The 15,230-nt window shown below is 59.1% G+C and carries 14 protein-coding genes and 5 pseudogenes; 7 read left to right on the top strand and 12 right to left on the bottom strand.

Features of this window, described 5'->3' with window-relative positions; all coding sequences use genetic code 11:
* Window positions 1-100: 100 nt before the first annotated feature.
* From istB to NXT3_RS33335, 3 genes and pseudogenes are all read right to left on the bottom strand, one after another.
* On the bottom strand, window positions 101-838 hold the full coding sequence (gene istB, locus NXT3_RS22400) for an IS21-like element helper ATPase IstB (protein ID WP_423828000.1): 738 nt from the start codon (window positions 836-838) through the stop codon (window positions 101-103).
* Window positions 839-850: 12 nt separating this feature from the next.
* Window positions 851-2,347: an IS21 family transposase gene (gene istA / locus NXT3_RS22405; protein WP_423828001.1), complete on the bottom strand. Its 1,497-nt coding sequence runs from the start codon at window positions 2,345-2,347 to the stop codon at window positions 851-853.
* 230 nt (window positions 2,348-2,577) lie between these two features.
* Window positions 2,578-2,733, bottom strand: a pseudogene (locus NXT3_RS33335) (hypothetical protein); the annotation flags it as partial.
* Between the two features lie 332 nt (window positions 2,734-3,065).
* On the opposite strand from NXT3_RS33335, the gene NXT3_RS32105 reads away from it, so the two are divergent.
* Both NXT3_RS32105 and NXT3_RS33340 read left to right on the top strand, forming a co-directional pair.
* Complete coding sequence (locus tag NXT3_RS32105) at window positions 3,066-3,269, top strand: hypothetical protein (protein ID WP_199773402.1); 204 nt, start codon at window positions 3,066-3,068, stop codon at window positions 3,267-3,269.
* Window positions 3,266-3,508 (top strand): hypothetical protein, encoded by a 243-nt coding sequence (locus tag NXT3_RS33340; RefSeq protein ID WP_423828008.1) that lies wholly within the window; start codon window positions 3,266-3,268, stop codon window positions 3,506-3,508. The genes NXT3_RS32105 and NXT3_RS33340 overlap by 4 nt, the downstream gene beginning before the upstream one ends.
* A 149-nt stretch (window positions 3,509-3,657) precedes the next feature.
* On the opposite strand, the gene NXT3_RS22420 is transcribed toward NXT3_RS33340, so the two are convergent.
* From NXT3_RS22420 to NXT3_RS22435, 4 genes are all read right to left on the bottom strand, one after another.
* Window positions 3,658-4,005, bottom strand: a complete 348-nt coding sequence (locus NXT3_RS22420) for a GNAT family N-acetyltransferase (protein ID WP_234828202.1) — start codon at window positions 4,003-4,005, stop codon at window positions 3,658-3,660.
* A 123-nt stretch (window positions 4,006-4,128) separates the two neighbouring features.
* Window positions 4,129-5,289, bottom strand: coding sequence for an IS66 family transposase (gene tnpC / locus NXT3_RS22425; RefSeq protein ID WP_104840518.1), 1,161 nt, complete (start codon window positions 5,287-5,289; stop codon window positions 4,129-4,131).
* A 42-nt stretch (window positions 5,290-5,331) separates the two neighbouring features.
* Window positions 5,332-6,813, bottom strand: a complete 1,482-nt coding sequence (locus NXT3_RS22430) for a P1 family peptidase (RefSeq protein ID WP_104840519.1) — start codon at window positions 6,811-6,813, stop codon at window positions 5,332-5,334.
* Between the two features lie 55 nt (window positions 6,814-6,868).
* Window positions 6,869-8,332, bottom strand: a complete 1,464-nt coding sequence (locus tag NXT3_RS22435; RefSeq protein ID WP_234828167.1) for an amidase — start codon at window positions 8,330-8,332, stop codon at window positions 6,869-6,871.
* 719 nt (window positions 8,333-9,051) lie between these two features.
* On the opposite strand from NXT3_RS22435, the pseudogene NXT3_RS32110 reads away from it, so the two are divergent.
* Window positions 9,052-9,123: pseudogene (locus NXT3_RS32110) on the top strand (IS21-like element helper ATPase IstB); the annotation flags it as partial.
* A gap of 160 nt (window positions 9,124-9,283) precedes the next feature.
* Here the strand turns inward: NXT3_RS32110 and NXT3_RS22445 are convergent.
* Both NXT3_RS22445 and NXT3_RS22450 read right to left on the bottom strand, forming a co-directional pair.
* The gene (locus NXT3_RS22445; protein WP_104840521.1) at window positions 9,284-9,628 is read right to left on the bottom strand and encodes a hypothetical protein; all 345 of its coding nucleotides are present in this window, start codon (window positions 9,626-9,628) and stop codon (window positions 9,284-9,286) included.
* On the bottom strand, window positions 9,625-10,146 hold the full coding sequence (locus NXT3_RS22450; protein ID WP_104840522.1) for a transposase: 522 nt from the start codon (window positions 10,144-10,146) through the stop codon (window positions 9,625-9,627). The genes NXT3_RS22445 and NXT3_RS22450 overlap by 4 nt, the downstream gene beginning before the upstream one ends.
* 217 nt (window positions 10,147-10,363) lie before the next feature.
* Here NXT3_RS22450 and istA (NXT3_RS22455) point away from each other — a divergent pair.
* The 3 genes and pseudogenes from istA (NXT3_RS22455) to NXT3_RS32655 all read left to right on the top strand — a co-directional run.
* Window positions 10,364-11,534: pseudogene (gene istA / locus NXT3_RS22455) on the top strand (IS21 family transposase); the annotation flags it as partial.
* Window positions 11,535-11,753: 219 nt separating this feature from the next.
* Window positions 11,754-12,221: a recombinase family protein gene (locus NXT3_RS32650; RefSeq protein ID WP_234828168.1), complete on the top strand. Its 468-nt coding sequence runs from the start codon at window positions 11,754-11,756 to the stop codon at window positions 12,219-12,221.
* A 105-nt stretch (window positions 12,222-12,326) separates the two neighbouring features.
* Window positions 12,327-12,473, top strand: coding sequence for a hypothetical protein (locus tag NXT3_RS32655; protein ID WP_234828169.1), 147 nt, complete (start codon window positions 12,327-12,329; stop codon window positions 12,471-12,473).
* Window positions 12,474-12,632: 159 nt separating this feature from the next.
* On the opposite strand, the pseudogene NXT3_RS32115 reads toward NXT3_RS32655, so the two are convergent.
* From NXT3_RS32115 to panD, 3 genes and pseudogenes are all read right to left on the bottom strand, one after another.
* Window positions 12,633-12,779, bottom strand: a pseudogene (locus NXT3_RS32115) (IS3 family transposase); the annotation flags it as partial.
* A 164-nt stretch (window positions 12,780-12,943) separates the two neighbouring features.
* Window positions 12,944-14,020 carry a D-alanine--D-alanine ligase family protein gene (locus tag NXT3_RS22470; RefSeq protein ID WP_104840523.1) on the bottom strand — a complete coding sequence of 359 codons (1,077 nt, stop codon included), beginning with the start codon at window positions 14,018-14,020 and terminating at the stop codon, window positions 12,944-12,946.
* Between the two features lie 130 nt (window positions 14,021-14,150).
* Window positions 14,151-14,603, bottom strand: coding sequence for an aspartate 1-decarboxylase (panD, locus tag NXT3_RS22475; protein WP_104840524.1), 453 nt, complete (start codon window positions 14,601-14,603; stop codon window positions 14,151-14,153).
* 346 nt (window positions 14,604-14,949) lie between these two features.
* Here panD and NXT3_RS22480 point away from each other — a divergent pair.
* Window positions 14,950-15,136: pseudogene (locus tag NXT3_RS22480) on the top strand (transposase domain-containing protein); the annotation flags it as partial.
* Window positions 15,137-15,230 lie beyond the last annotated feature (94 nt).

Here is a 15,230-nt window from a genome sequence, read left to right on the forward strand (position 1 = left end):
TGTTTCGAGATGATTGCGCCCCCGGTTTCCGGGATGATCTCGCCCCCTGTTTAGTGGGGTCAGCAGGCGATGATTGTTGTCAGTTCATTCAGGCGAGGTGTCAAGCTTTGCGCGGTAGATTTCGGCGCAAACTATCGCCGCTCAATTCGATGCGGTGGGCATTGTGGACCAACCTGTCGAGTATGGCATCGGCATAGGTTGGATCGCCGATGACGCCGTGCCAGGCGGATACGGGAAGTTGGCTGGTAATGATCGTCGATCGACGGCCATAGCGATCTTCGAGGATTTCCAGCAGATCGTGACGGGCCTGTTCATTGAGCGGTTCGAGCCCCCAATCATCCAGTATCAGGAGCTGCACATGGCCCAAGGTCCGTTGCAGCCGGGCATACCGGCTGTCACCGCGTGCGAGCGCAAGCTGGGCAAACAGCCTTGGGACACGCTGATAGAGAACTGAGCGATCGTCTCGGCAAGCCTTGTGGCCGAGAGCGCAAGCCAACCAACTCTTTCCGACACCCGAGGGGCCGCAAATGGCCAGATTGTCGTGGGCGTTGATCCAGTCGCCACCGAGCAGCTTCATGAAGAGAGCACGGTCGAGGCCGCGTTCGGCGCGATATCGACATCTTCTGGTGTCGCCTGGTGGCGAAGCTTGGCAAACCTGAGGCGTGCCGCAAGCTTCCGATCGTAACGGGAGCTCCATTCCCGTTCGAGCAGCAGCCCGAGCCATTCGGCGTGCGAGAGGATGTTCGGCTTCGCCGTTGGCAACGAGTTCGCCAAAGGCCTTTGCCATGCCGGCCATGCCCATGGCATTCAATTTATCCAGTGTTGGATGAGCAAGCATCTTTCGTTCCCCTTAGTGGTAATAGCGGGGTCCGCGGATGTTGGCGTGATGGATCGGTTCATGCGACGCCTCCATTTGAGGCAGCCGTCCGGTCAAGGTGATTGTCGAGGATGGAGCGCACCGAGCCATAGGTCCGGGCACCGATCTCCAACGACGCCCGGCCGCAAGCGGCATTGACCCAGTCGCGGCCGAAGCTCTTGTTGAGGCGGATGATCCGGAGACAGGGTCGAAAGCCCTGCTCCGGGTGCGGTCTGTCGGCAAGGATGCGCTTGCACAACAGCGCAACATCCGGCCCCTCGCAGAGGCTTCGCGTTGAATCCGTTCAATCGTCCAGTCGGCAAAGCGGCGATGCGCAGAGGGCATATGATCGGGGATCGTCGTGTGCTTGCCGTTGCCGCTGGAGCGCCGGTGAGCGGCAATCCGCTCACCCTTGTGGAAAATCTCGATCGTATTGGCGCGAGCCTCGACCTGCTCGCGGGCAAAGCGATAGGGAACGGAATAATAGTGCCGCCGATCTCGACGTGATAATCCAGCCCGGCAACGCCGGATACGCCATTCGGCAAAGACATAACGTTCAACGGGCAGCGGTCGGAAAGCCGGACGATCAAGCTCTTCGAACAGTTGACGGCGCGTGACGCCAACGCGGCGCAAGACCCGTTTGTCATTGAGATCATGAAGCAATTCGCCGATTGCCGCATTGACCTCGGCCAAACTATAGAAGATGCGATGGCGCAGCCGGCCCAATAGCCAGCGTTCGACGATACGAACCGCAGCTTCCACTTTCGCCTTGTCACGCGGGCGTCGCGGCCGCGTCGGCAAGACGGCGCTGCCATAATGGGCCGCCATCCCGCAATACGTTCGGTTGACCTGGGGATCGAAGTGGCAGGCCTTGATGATCGCCACCTTGGCATTGTCCGGAACCAGCAAGGCTGGCGCACCGCCAAAGAACTCCAGGGCCAGGATATGGCATTCAATCCAGTCGGGAAGCGTCTCGCTCCAGCGTGCCTGCGCATAGGAAAAGCTCGATGCTCCCAGAACCGCCACGAACAGGTGCGCCTGCCGTGTCTTGCCGGACAGCCGATCAACGACAACCGTGACCGTGTCGCCGGCATAGTCGACGAACAGCTTGTCGCCGGCTGCGTGATCCTGCCGCATCGTCACAGGCAACTTCATCGCCCAGCCGCGGTAAAGGTCACAGTAGCGACTGTAGCGATAGCCGTCCGGACAATGGCTGATGTATTCGTCCCACAGGATCTGCAGCGTCATGTGCTTGCGCTTCAGCTCGCGATGGACCTGCGCCGAGTCCGGCTCAGGGCTCCGACGGTGACCCGTCTTCGTCCCGGTCGCCTTGTACAGCGCCGCTTCCAGGACCGCATCGCTGACGTCGTCACCCAACGGCCACGATAGCTCCGCAACGGCCGCACGCCGCAGCGTCTCGCGCACCGTCGAGGGCGCAGCGCCAACCCGGACCGCAATCTCTCCGCAGGCATCCCGTTCCTTCCTCGTCACGTCGAAGGAAGAAACTTCACACCAGCAGAACACCCACGCCAGACGCCCTCCGATGGGGGCGGCATCATCTCGGAATCAGGGGGCGGATTGCCTCGGAATTTGCAGTCTTCACCCAGCTTCGCCAGTTTGGCCGATCCGGAGCACGGGCAGCTTGCCGGGGCGGCAATGACGACGCGCTCGCGCGGCAGATGCTTTGGGAAAGGCTTGCGTGATGGAAAGCTTGCCCTCGAAGGCCCGGACCGTCGAGGAGCGTGCCGCCATCTCCGCCGCCAGTTCGTCTCGCCGGCTTCCAGCTCCTCGAACTGCAACTCCATCTGTTGGAGGAGGCGGGCCTTGCGCTCCGAGCGGCTGCCATGGATGTCGCGCTTCAGCTTCTCGATCTCCAGCGGAGCCGGGCAATCACCGCATCCGAGTTCACCGCCTGGGCGCCGGTAAGGCGACCGTCACCGTGGGGTTACTCGAAGAATAACGCATGAGAAAGAGGAATCTACGCCAAACCATGACGGCTGCTGAAATTTGGATGACACGAGGCGCTATGGTTTGAAACGCAGCCAGCATTCGAGAGACCTTGGGAGATCGCCAAACGCAGACCTGCGCCACGTAGGTATATCGTGAAACAGGAAATGTCGACGGAGGAGAATCAGCATCGCCATGCTTGAAGCAGCGGTCAAGTCTGGGAACTGCTGGATAAATTCTGTAGGGGCTCCTTTGCCGCCTCATGGAGGCCTGGCGCAGGGCCGGCGCCATTGCGCCCACCGGCCTCGTGGGGATCGACCCCAATAACCCGCTAATCCGTGTCGTGGACATTCAGGCGGCGTACAACATCGCGCACGAGGCTGGTGCGTTCGCGGTAGTGGGCAACACCGATCCTAAAGCGCCCCCATTCGACTTGGGGCTGATGCCGTCATGCATTCAACAATGAAATACATCGGCGACCACGCCGACCTCATAGCAGGGGTGGTCTTTCTGCCGGAGGCTTCGCCGCTCGAACGCAGGAATCCGCATCCTGGCTGCGGCGTAGCGTTGCGCAGGACGATCTTTCCACTTCTGTCCACGCTGTGGATCTGGAAGACGTGCTTTGCGATATCAAGGCCGATCGTGGCAATCTCGATGGGTGGGTTTCTCTCCGGCTCTTCAACATGCCTGTTCTGGCACGTCTGACGCTGGTGGAGGGGGCCATCCCACGACATCACGTTAACTCGGGCCTATGGTGGGCCATGTAGATAGGTCCGAGTTAACGTGGCAACACCCCAAGAGCAAGCCCATACCCTCTGCGGGAGCGCACTACCAATGAGCTGATGCCGATCATGCTAAGCACTCGCGGCAAATACCTTCCTAAGGAAATATCGTCCGAACCCGCGTGGATAATTCGGTAAGTGACCAAATATCTCGTACCCGAGAGACTGATAGAAAGCCGGCGCCTGAAACGCGTAGGTGTCTAGCCACACTCCGACACATGCTCGGCCAAGAGCCCACTGTTCTGCAGATCTCACAAGCCGAGCGCCGATTCTCTGACCGCGGAAGTGCTCCGGCACAAATAACAATTCTATGAACAGCCAGTCATAATTGCACCGTGCCCAGAGACCGCCTGTCGTGTGACCAGTTGCGGGATCCTTGATGAGAACTGCGATAGGCTCATAGTGATAAGGACCGGCCATTCCTAGATTATAGACATTCAGACCGTCCAAGATGACTTGGCGGTCCGCTTCGTCCGGCTGTTCCCGAATTTCGATGATGGTGTCCACTGTGATTTACCTCCGTAAGCGACAAGCTGAGGCCGTTCAGCCGGCGTGGTTCCATGGCATGAGCGCGTCGATTTCTGAACTCGGCCAGCCGTCGGCGATGCGCTCGAGTCTCGGAGTGAGCCAGTCAAACGGATCCACGTTGTTCAGCTTTGACGTCTGCAGCAGCGTGGCGATGGTTGCCCAGGTCCGTCCGCCGCCGTCGCTGCCGGCAAAGAGCGAGTTCTTTCTTCTAATGGCCTGGGGCCGGATTGCCCGTTCAACGGTGTTGGAGTCGAGTTCGATGCGGCCGTCGCTCAGGAAGCGTTCGAAGATGGCGCGACGCGAGATGGGATAGCGGAGCGCCTCGGCGAGCTTCGATTTGCCGGAGACGCGCGGCACGCTCTTCTGCCGGAGGGCGAAGAGGTCGGTGACGATCGCCGCAGAGGTTTGCTGACGCGCCGCGACACGGGCGTCAGGGCTTTGCCCGCGCACGGTCTCCTCGACCTGCCAGAGCTTCGCCATCCGTTCGACTGTCTCCGTTGCGACCTTCGAGCTTTCCGAGGCATAGAGCTCATGGAACTTCCGGCGACCGTGTGACCGGCAGCCAGCCAATGTGACGCCGTCATTGCCGCCATCGGAGCGGACCAGCTTGTTGTAAGCGGCATAGCCGTCTACCTGGAGAATGCCGCGATAGCGGCTCAGATGTCGGGCGACGCATTCGCCGGCTCGACTATCCTCAAAGCGGTAGGCCACCATCGGCGGACCACTGCCTCCGAAGGTCCGGTCATCCCGGGCATTGCCGGCATGCTCCGGCAGCTCCTCCGGCTCTATCACCACTTCGACCCGCTCCAGGTGCGGTGCGAAGCCCTTGCGTGGCCGCGGCGGACGTTTGCCATTCGGACGCTCGCAGCCCTTGTTGACCTGTGCCCTGACCGCGGCGATGCCGGTTTCGATCTCCTCGAAGACAAAGGCCTGCTGCTCGTCGTCGGTGCTTGGGGAGCCGAGCTTCTCCGATCGGCGGCCGAACCGGGCGCGATCGAAGGCCTTCAGGATCTGCGTAAGCCGCTCGATGCGCTCATCGGCCTCGGCGTTTCGCGCCTTGAGATCAGCGACCTCGCTCTCCAGGGCGTCGACCCGCGCCGCCTTTTCGGCCACGGCAAGCACCATGGCTTTCAGCGCTTCAACGTCGTCCGGGAGGTTGAGATCGGGCGGCATCATCGGTTCGACCAGAGCACATTTTGCTCCGGTTTTCCTGCCCTTTCAGGCTGCTGATTCACTTCGCCGCAGGGCTTTTACCCAACAATCTCCGGCGGCTTCACCGGCACGGCGCGAACCCGTCTGCTGCCAGTGCCCAGGGTTGACAATGAGTCGATCCGGGGCCTCGAACGTCAAGGTCAGCGGATAGCGACCAGGAACCACGAACTGCCCTGCTGCGACAGGCCTGAGTTCGACAGGCTCTTCCTTGCCGATCGCGTAGGCGGCGCGCTCTCCAGTGGCCAGCGCAAAGAGTCGGTCGTCCCTGAGCGAGATCTGGAGTGTCACGAATGGGCTGAAATCATAGCTGCCGGCGTAGGCTTCGAGTTCTTTTGCTTGCGGGTGTTCGCTCTTCGACGGCTCGGCAGCCTGCGGCTGATCCGGCACAGAAGCCAAGATGGCGTCCCACATAAGTTCTGAGGCAATCGCGCTCAGATCCCCAACGTTCATTCCGCCGAAGACTGACGGGGCGATATTGGAGTCTTGCTCGCCGACTACTTCACCTGTCGAAACAGCATACAGGACATCGCCGTCGCCAATAGTTGCGAAAGGCTGGATCGCGCGAGCCATGGACGTGTGCACCTGAACCGCAAGGCGCTGCAGTTCCGCATGCGTCAGCTTCTGGTTGGTAACGACAAGACTATTCGTCGTGTTGCTGTAGTCGCTGCCTTCCGGTACACCGTTCAAGCCGAGCTTGCGGCTGGCTGGAACGCCCGCGAGGAGGTCAGCCGTTTTCACTGATTTGGGCCATTTCGGATCGCGATAGCCCGCTACGATTTCACCGTTCCGGTTCGTAACGACCCCTGCGGAGTTCACCACTGCGAAGGCCGCCACTTTGATATCGCCAATCTGCCTGAAGGCTCCGCCTTGGCCGGAATAGGCAGCGCATCCGAAGAAACCACCGGATCGCGTATTCCGGCCAGCGCCATGCGCTCCCAGCGGAAATTTTCCTGGACGAGCTGCTCTAAATGCGGCCTGCGCTAACGTTTTATCAGGATAGACTTCGTTCAGCCTCTTGTCGCCTAAGTCGTAGACAATGGCTCCGACCGAGAGCGCAACATCATCCCATAAGCCGTTGCGGACGTTTTCATCCTTTAGGGCAGTGGCCACAGCAGTAGTACATTCAAGCCCGTACCAAGAGCCACCCGAGAACACGACCGCGTCAAGTTGCGGGCGCTCATAGCCAAGGCGCAGATAATCGGTGTTGACTGTGCCGGGAGCGCCGCCACGGACATCGACCGTGCCAAGCGCCCGGTCGCCGAAGCGGAAGACTGTCACACCGGTGGGACCCTCTTGGTATTCACCAGTACCAATCTGCAGCGTTGGCCAATCGAACTCCAGCACTTTCTCACCTGCATTGATGACGGGCTGCCATCTCTGGTTACCCAACGGCAAGGGTGCTGAGGTGATTGCGACATCTGACTGCGATGAGACATCCAGGCCCAGCTCGGTCAATCCTGATTTCGTGCGCTGCTCCCGTTTTATCATTGGCCTCTCCCACCCTCCATTTGTTGGAAAATCGTTCTCGAAAGAAAGTTGTGCATCAATTTGTCTCCGCGGGCGCCGCCGGCCACCTGCCATGAGGCTTCAGAAAGCGATCGGGATACATTTCTTCGTAGGTGAGCGCGGCGCTTAGGACATCGCCGTCTGCGCCACGTCCGCCGATGATCTGCATACCTATCGGCAGTCCTTCTTCCGTTAGCCCGCAGGGAACGGAGCAGGCTGGCTGCTGGCTAAGATTGATCGGAAAACTGAACGACGACCATTCGACCCAGCTCCTCAACGCGCTCCCGGGCGGGACGTCATGGCCCACCTCGAAGGGAGGAATCGGCACCGTCGGCGAGACGACAAAATCGAAGCTGGCAAGCAGCGCATCCATGGCCGCTCCATATCTGCTCCGCTGAACCTCGGCAGCCATGCGCTCAACGCCGCTATAGTTCTGGCCAATACAAGCCGCGTTGACGAAGCCCGGATCGAGGATGCACCACTGTTCGGCGGCGATCGATGATAGTCTGTTTGCCGCTCCGACGTACCAGTGACGGTAAAACATCTCAAGGAGAGCTTCGTGTTCTGGCAGGCAGACCTCGGTGACTGCTGAGCCAGCTGCCTCAAAGTCCTTCAGAACGTCCTCGATTGCGGATTCCACATATGGGTCGACTTTGCCAACACACGGTGTTTTCCAGTAAGCGATCCGCTTCCCGCTCCAATCGACAGGGGATACATCTAAGCCCGGGTAGCTAATGGGGGCCTGGGTCCAGTCGCGAAGATCCCGTCCAGACATCACCTCCAACATGGCGGCAGCATCTGCGACTGTGCGCGTCATCGGACCAATATGCGCGACCGTACCAAATGAACTCGGCGGATGGGCCGGAACGCGTCCGTAGCTCGGTTTGTGGCCGACAATTCCCGTGAAACATGCGGGAATTCGGATCGACCCTCCGCCATCGGTGCCCAGATGCAACACGCCTGCCCCGCAGGCTGCTGCGACCGCCGCGCCACCCGATGAACCGCCAGGAGTTCGGGTGAGATCCCATGGATTGCGAGTAACACCAAATGCCGGGCTGTCCGTCACAGCTTTCCAACCAAATTCGGGCGTGGTTGTCTGGCCGATGAAGACTCCGCCGGCCTTACGCAGACGAGCGACAGAAGGAGCATCTCGCTGAATAGGCGCGGGATCGGTTGTCCGGCTCCCATAGCGCACCGCCCATCCTTCGACATGCACGATGTCCTTCAAGGTCGTCGGTATGCCGTCGATCGGCGATAGCGGCTCCCCTGCCCGCCATCGCCGTTCAGCTGCACGAGCTGCTTCTAGCGCACCTTCCGGATCAAGAAAGCTAAACGCGTTTAGCGGTGTCTGTATGTCCGTTGCGCGGTCGAGGACCGCCTGAGTTACTTCTACGGGTGAAAGCTGCCCTTTTCGATAGGCCGCTGCCAGCGACGTAACACCTAGGCGAGTAAGTTCCGATGCTTCCGGCAACCGGCCGGCTCCACTGATGGCGCTGTCCAAGTCTGAGTCCCTCTTTTATAGCTAGGCTTCGGGTGCGCCGGGCAACCGTTCATCTATGACAGCCAGGGCGACGGCCCATTCCTGAAGACGAGCACCCCTGCACCTCGAGTTTGCTTTAAGACGGAAGAAGTCCCAGGAGAAAGCACTTCGCGCGGTGGTCCGGTCGGCCAAGTTTTGCCCCTTGTCATTCATGAACGAAGCCGGGGGGAACGCGGCGGCCGTCTCCACTTTCAGCGTCTTCGTGGCGAGGACGCGATCAAGTACCTCGCCAGCATGGGCCGAGATAGCGAATGAGAACGACGCAAGTGCGATCGTTCCAGCCGCTGTGAACCTTTTCATAAACCTCTTCAACTTTGTTCCCCTTTGCTGTGATTTTAGACCATGCCTCTACTTGGAGTTCGGTGATTTCATTTTTAACGCACAGCAATCGGTGAGTTGCGCCAAAATGCGGCGACCGCCGAAATGGTCGCTTCAAAAAAGCCCTCGATTGAAACGCTTCGGCATCCGGAGAAGTCGTCGTGCAACACAACGCAATAAATGCGGCCGCGATCATAAACATCCGATGGATCGCTGTAGGGGCATCCTCGGTGATTTGTCCACCAGAACATCAACTTCGCGCCGCTCCCGAAATGCGTGCTCTCCGCCGCGATTGAGACGTGCGCAAGCGGCTGAAGGTCGGGATCGGCAGCTGGCCTCCATCCTCGATGGGTTTCTCCTAGAAGCAGGCCAGGTCCATCCGTTACCAGCTCATTATCGCCAAACTGCCGCTCACCAAGGACATTGATGACTTCGGAGAATCTCAAATAGGAAATGTTGACGGAGGATGAACGGCATCGCGGTGCCCAAGCAACGACAATCTACGGCTGCTCATGGAAAAATCGCCCTCGGACATACGCTTCAAAGATGCGGTCGCCCTGCACGCGAAGGGAGAGCAAGGACAGAGCAGACTGCCTAGCAGGCTGTTGAAGAAGTCTCCGGTTTAGCCTTGAGTATGGCCTCGTCGCCGTTGTGGTATGCGAAAGTGATCTCGATCGTGCCATCGTTGAGCAATTCGGCATGTCCGTCACCCGAGACTTCGTCCATTTCGTCGCATCCTGCCCCAGTGAAGGAGACCATGGAGGTGCTGTAGCCGAGATCGAGGCCCGCTTGCATCGCACCGAAGGCGATCTCGCCATGACCGTTAGCCCCGATGGTGATTTTGGCGGGCTCGACCAGGTCGAGATAATCCCGATCCCACAGATCCGCCTCGACGATCCGCCAGCGGCCAATCAGGCGGCAATTCGACGCCGCGCTCATGACGACACCGCCATCAGTTTCGGTAACCGCACCAGATCATAGGCGGCGGCCGCGAAGGTGAAGGCCCATCCGACGCGGTCGAGGCCACGGAACTTCGTCTTGTCCTGCCCCGCGACCGTCTTGATCCAGCCGAACGCCTCCTCGATGCGCTTGCGGATACGCAAGCTGACCCCATAGCCGGAATGGCGCGTCGTGCGACCGTAGATGGCCGAGCGGCGACCATTGATGCCAATGCCGACGAACCAGCGGAACAGAAGGTCGTATCCCAGCCGCTCCATCAAAAGCCGCTCCGAGCGGATCCAATAGAAGGCTTGCAAAAGCATGGCGCGCAGAAGCTTCTCAGGCGCGATCGATGGCCGCCCGATCGGCGAATAGAGCGCTGCAAACTCCCGTTCCACCAAAACCAGCGCGTCGTTCATGATCTGCCGGATTGCCCGCAGCGGATGATCACGACGAACTCGATCCTCCAGATCGACATAGCTGAAGAGTTTACCCGTTCTCACATCGCCGCTGCGCATGCATCACTCCAAAACTCGACGAAGCGAGTGAATCACGGCTAAAGCCTCCAGGCCAGCTTCTTTTTCAACAGCCTGCTAGACGTTGGATCGTTGCCAAACAGCCGTTGAACTCTCATCTGCGCTGGACCCGATCACACGTTCACATCGTTCGGTGAAAGCCTTGCATGAAAGGGGGCATCCATACATGACCCCTCGTATCAAAACGAAAAGTGAATGGATGACGAGCGCAATTTCATCGCACCTGCATTGTCGCGAACGATGCAGGGCGGGGACATGCTTCAGGCTGATGAGGTGGTGGCAATGCTGCGGCTGCACGAGCTTGGTCGGGGTAGCAAACGTCTATCGAAGGGAATTTGGATGCGCGCGGAATACGGTTCGCCGATATCTTCGAGAGGGCGGAGCTGCACCATTTAAGCAGCCTGCCCGCAGTGCGTTCGACGGGCTTGATGATTGGCTTCGCGAGCGTTTTTTCCGGCATGACGGTAATGCGGATGTGATCCGCCAAGAGTTGGCGAGCGAGCACGGAATTATCATCGGTCTGCGTTCTGTAGAGCTTCGCGTACGGCGGCGAGAATCAGAGGCGCAGAAGCGGGCGACGGTCCGCTTCGAGACGGCGCCGGGCTATCAGATGCAGATCGACTTCGGTGACACGAAGGTGTGGATCGGCGGCGAGCGGGTTCGGGTTCACCTGTTCGTGGCGACGCGTTATTCGCGGCGGATACATACTCGCGCATCACTCAGGGGGCGGCAAGCAGACTGGTTTGAAGGCGTGGAAGGCGCATTCCTGCGGTTCGGCTGGGTTCCGACGGAAGTGCTGATCGACAATGCGAAAGCCCTGGTCGAGCATCATGTTGCGGTGACGCGAGAGGTGAGATTCAACGCGCGACTGCATGCTTTTGACCGTTATTGGGGCTTCACGCCACGGGCCTGCGCGCCGTATCGGGCAAGAACGAAAGGCAAGGACGAGCGCGGAGTCGGTTACGTCAAGAAGAACGCGATCGCCGGGCGGCGCTTCGAGAGCTGGGCCGCGTTTGAAGCGCATCTGGATCGATGGACGCGCGAAGTTGCCGATCAACGTGAACACGGCACCACCGGTGCCAAACCGGCGGAACGCTTTGCCGACGAAGCCAAGGCGCTACGCCCGCTGGCCGGACGGGCCCCCTTCCGACAATTGCGGGATCTGGTTCGCAAGGTTCAAGCCGATTGTGCGATCGACCTCGATACCAACAGCTACTCCGTCCCTTGGCGCCTGATCGGCGAAAGCGTTCAGGTTGTGGTGCTGGCCGGTCGCGTGGTTATCCGTCATGCCGGGCAGCGCTGACCATCCCCAGTGCCGGGGGCGACGACAACGGATTGTGGACCGTGCGCATTTTATTGGCGTGTCCGGCTTGGCCCACACAGGGGGAAGACAGCGGCGACGCCGCAATGGCGGGAGTTGCCGACAGAGACACCCAGGCGCTCATCGTGCTGCTATTCGTCGACCACGCGAACGGTGCAAGCGCCTCCCAGAAGATGGAGGCCGGACATGATGCATGAGAAGATCGGCCGCACCACCTTGAGCGGAAGGCTATCTTGTATGTTTGCGACAATCCTCGGCTCATCAGGACATGCACAATCGCAAAAGCAGCGCCCTTCAATACGCCATGCGCGATCGACTGGTAGCACTTGGATGGTCACACATTGAGACGGTGGATGACGATCTTGGTCGCTCGGCCGCCGGCGGCGTGACCCGGGCTGGATTTAACGGGATGGTGGCCGAATTCTGTCCCGGCAAAGTTGGCGCTGTGGCTGCGCGCGAAGTCTCGCGCTTCACCCGGATCAGCCGAGATTGGCAGCAACTCATTGAGATGTGCCGTGTTGTCGATACCGGTACACGGGGAGCAATCATAACATTCCGCGCTACTCCTGCTGGCGTGGTCTGCTCGACAATGGCGAGCCACGCTGCATTACCTTTGGCGGCCTGCGGGTGGATGACGCGATCGAAGCGGCACTGCTGCGCGACCTCGAGGCGGCGCGTTATGCCGCGGACCGAGCACTCCTGCAATACGACGCGGCGGATCCGGAGGACGGACTAGTCACGTCGGAGCTCGAAGCGCGCTCGAACAATGCGCTCGCTCACGTCGGCGAGATCGAGGCCAGGGTTGCCAGACACCAGACAGCGGGCGCCGCAATCAATTCCCATGTTCACATCGCAGATCGCCGCGCTTGCGGGAAACCTTCGCAGCGTATGGACAGCGCAATCGACCGATGCAAGGCTGGAGACACGCATCGTGCGCACGCTCATCCATGAAGTGGTCGCCGATCTCGATGATGTGACCGCGAGATAGTTCTTGTCATTCATTGGGTTGGAGGGGTCCATACCGAGCTACGCTTGCCGAAGGGGCGCCGAGGGCAAAGAAACGCGACGCCTGACGAAATCGTGGACGATCCGTGGATCTTCAACCGTTCAAAACTCGCAACCCCGGAAGCACGTCAGATCCTCGCTCTCGCCCGAGGGCGATGTAGTGCCAATCCAGCTTGGCCCTGCCCGTCCATTGCAGGATAGCGTTGCTGGTGAGCTCGCTGCCTTTGTCGCTGGCGATCATCCCCAGTTTGCCGCGCTCCTCGATGATCCGGTCGAGCTCACGGGCGACGGTCTCCTGATTGATCCCGTAACGCTTAGAAAGCGCCCTCAGGCTCTTTTGACTAAGCTGTATCGCTCGACGGACCGCCTCTGTCGTCGTGGCTCTCCCATGAAGAATCCGGCATCCCTTTGATTCGGAAGACAACCATCCCATCAAAGTCTGGGATCAAGCATCTAGCAAACGCGGCTGGTCTCAATCTTGCGGATCTTCTCCCGGTGCCTTGCATTCGCCTCGTTGGAGGCAGCTAGCCGAATGACGTGGCAAAGGTCAAAGCCGGCTTTTGCGAGCATCTTGGTAAACATACATTCTGCCGTCAGCCCTGGGACCAGGTTGATTTCGAAGAAGTGAACACGTTGCTGCTCATCAACGATGAAATCAAGGCGCCCGAATGTGTGGAGCCTGAACTCCCGAGCAATATTCGTGGAAATCGAGGCGATACGACTTTGAAGCGTCTCCTCTACGTCATGGAACTCAACAGAGTAGCTACTCGATCGCGTCTCCTTCTCAACATACCCGAGGAAGCCCGAGGGATTGTTGATGCGCGCAATCGGAAGCGCCATAATCTCGTGGTGGTCGATTAAGATGCCGCACGTGTACTCCGTTCCAACAATTCGCTGCTGGACCAAAAACGAAGCGTCATACGGAGCAATTCGTTCGGAATAAGAACGGAGTGCATGATCTGAGAGTTTGTCTGTGCACTCGGTGAGGAAGGATCCTCCAAGCGTGTTCGGTTTGAGGACACACGGGCCAGCAAGTTGCCGCAGGGCTTCTTTTATGCCGGCTTCGAGACCGCCTTGGGAGACTTGGACTGTCGGAATGGGAGTCAACTCGAGGCAAAGTCGATTGGCAACTACGCCCTGCAGATACTTATCCGCTGCGAGCATGGCCGCAGTCTTGTCGCCGAAGCTACCCGGAATGTCGTGGAACTGGGCAAGAGCCTGGATTTGGCCATCCTCCCCGTCCTGGCCCTGAAGAAGTGAAAAGACAAAAATGCCTTCGGTCTTGAGAAGGTGAGCGAGAGAAGCGAGCGGATGAGTTTCAGCGCGAGTTACGAACTCGTCGTGCTTGGGAAGGCAAGCCCCGTCAAGTGCGAGCCTGAGCAGGTCCCCGGATCGGGAGATGTAGTAGATGGATACCGGTGAAATACCCACATTGGAAGCATTGTTGAGGACGTCGGCAAGGTGGTTGTACATCGCGATCGACCCAGCGTGCTCCACCGAGCGGCCGCCATACATGAGCGCCATTTGCATCGCAAATTGCCTTTCAATATGAGTTGCGGGTCAGCTATGATTGGGGCTCGGAACACACGAAGGCCATCTGGATTAGCAGGATCATTCTCCGGTTGGTGTTCTTCACCGCCCATTCCGGCCCCGTAAGCTATCAGTTAATTGCTAGTTCTTTCGTTATGGTGTTACCGCGAGGAGAGCCCTCGCGAACCTCGAACGTCACCGTTCCATCATCCCTTGCCCTAGCATCGTAGAACATTCGGTCGCGGACAGAATTCATCCGATCGAAGGTCAGCACTCGCGGTTTGATATCTGTGATCTGGTGTTCCTCAATATATGTGGAGGAGCAAATGATCATCTCATCACCGACCTGACATGTGCGAGCAGCGGCTCCGTTCAGCACGCAGCAACGAGAACCTCTCTCACCGTAGATGACGTATGTGCTGATTCGCACGCCTGAAGACTTATTCCAAACCTCAACGAATTCCATCGGAAGAATACCCGCCTCATCGCAGTGGTCTGGGTCGAGAGTTATTGATCCGTGGTAGTTCAGATCCGCGCCAGTGACAGTGATGCCATGAAGCTTGGCTGCAACGACTTTTCTCATTTACAGTTTCCTCTTCCACCGCGATTTCATTCAAGGACGTGAGTGCCAGTTAGCGGCTTCCGCCGCCTCGCAATTAAGGCAGCAAAACTCGTGCCAACCTAGCTGATCGAGCCGAAGGCGCTACTCTGGTGTTGGTTTTCAACTATTTTGCCTGAGGCGAACAGGAGATTGGTTCAACATGCGTGTGTTGCGGATCCGACAAATCGACGGGGAACGGGCTGGGGGCGGCGCTGGCCCTTCTTACGGTTCTCGCTATAGTGCAGCTGCAGGCGACGGCCGAAATAAGGATGCCAGCGATAGTGGACGACAACTTCTCGCCCGACATGGGCACAATGTTCGGTAGATGGCCATTACAAGAAAGAACTCGCTCGTTGCCGGCAACCACGGCGGCGGAAGGACCCGGGCAACCATCGCCACGCTGTTGCAAACGGCAAAGATGAACACCTGGCTCACTCAGAGCCTTGAGGCGCATCGCCAACGGCTGGCCGAGTTCAGAAATCGACGCGCTCATGCCGTGGAACCACGCCGGCTGAACGGCCAAAATGCGGGAGAGCCAGGAGATAGTCTTGGACGCGCACGACGTGCCGGTCCAGCGGATCAACGCCGTTCATTTTGCAGGTGTATGCC

Origin of the sequence: Sinorhizobium fredii (assembly GCF_002944405.1) — a bacterium.
GTDB lineage: Bacteria > Pseudomonadota > Alphaproteobacteria > Rhizobiales > Rhizobiaceae > Sinorhizobium > Sinorhizobium fredii_C.

Excerpts from the sequence above, each read along its gene's own strand:
- NXT3_RS22430 (WP_104840519.1), bottom strand. The coding sequence starts at position 6,813 with ATGATAAAACGGGAGCAGCGCACGAAATCAGGATTGACCGAGCTGGGC.
- NXT3_RS22470 (WP_104840523.1), bottom strand. The coding sequence starts at position 14,020 with ATGCAAATGGCGCTCATGTATGGCGGCCGCTCGGTGGAGCACGCTGGG.
- NXT3_RS33340 (WP_423828008.1), top strand. The coding sequence starts at position 3,266 with ATGAAATACATCGGCGACCACGCCGACCTCATAGCAGGGGTGGTCTTT.
- NXT3_RS22445 (WP_104840521.1), bottom strand. The coding sequence starts at position 9,628 with ATGAGCGCGGCGTCGAATTGCCGCCTGATTGGCCGCTGGCGGATCGTC.
- istB (WP_423828000.1), bottom strand. The coding sequence starts at position 838 with ATGCTTGCTCATCCAACACTGGATAAATTGAATGCCATGGGCATGGCC.
- panD (WP_104840524.1), bottom strand. The coding sequence starts at position 14,603 with ATGAGAAAAGTCGTTGCAGCCAAGCTTCATGGCATCACTGTCACTGGC.
- NXT3_RS32105 (WP_199773402.1), top strand. The coding sequence starts at position 3,066 with ATGGAGGCCTGGCGCAGGGCCGGCGCCATTGCGCCCACCGGCCTCGTG.
- tnpC (WP_104840518.1), bottom strand. The coding sequence starts at position 5,289 with ATGATGCCGCCCGATCTCAACCTCCCGGACGACGTTGAAGCGCTGAAA.
- NXT3_RS22450 (WP_104840522.1), bottom strand. The coding sequence starts at position 10,146 with ATGCGCAGCGGCGATGTGAGAACGGGTAAACTCTTCAGCTATGTCGAT.
- NXT3_RS32650 (WP_234828168.1), top strand. The coding sequence starts at position 11,754 with ATGCACAATCGCAAAAGCAGCGCCCTTCAATACGCCATGCGCGATCGA.
- NXT3_RS22420 (WP_234828202.1), bottom strand. The coding sequence starts at position 4,005 with ATGGCCGGTCCTTATCACTATGAGCCTATCGCAGTTCTCATCAAGGAT.
- NXT3_RS32655 (WP_234828169.1), top strand. The coding sequence starts at position 12,327 with ATGTTCACATCGCAGATCGCCGCGCTTGCGGGAAACCTTCGCAGCGTA.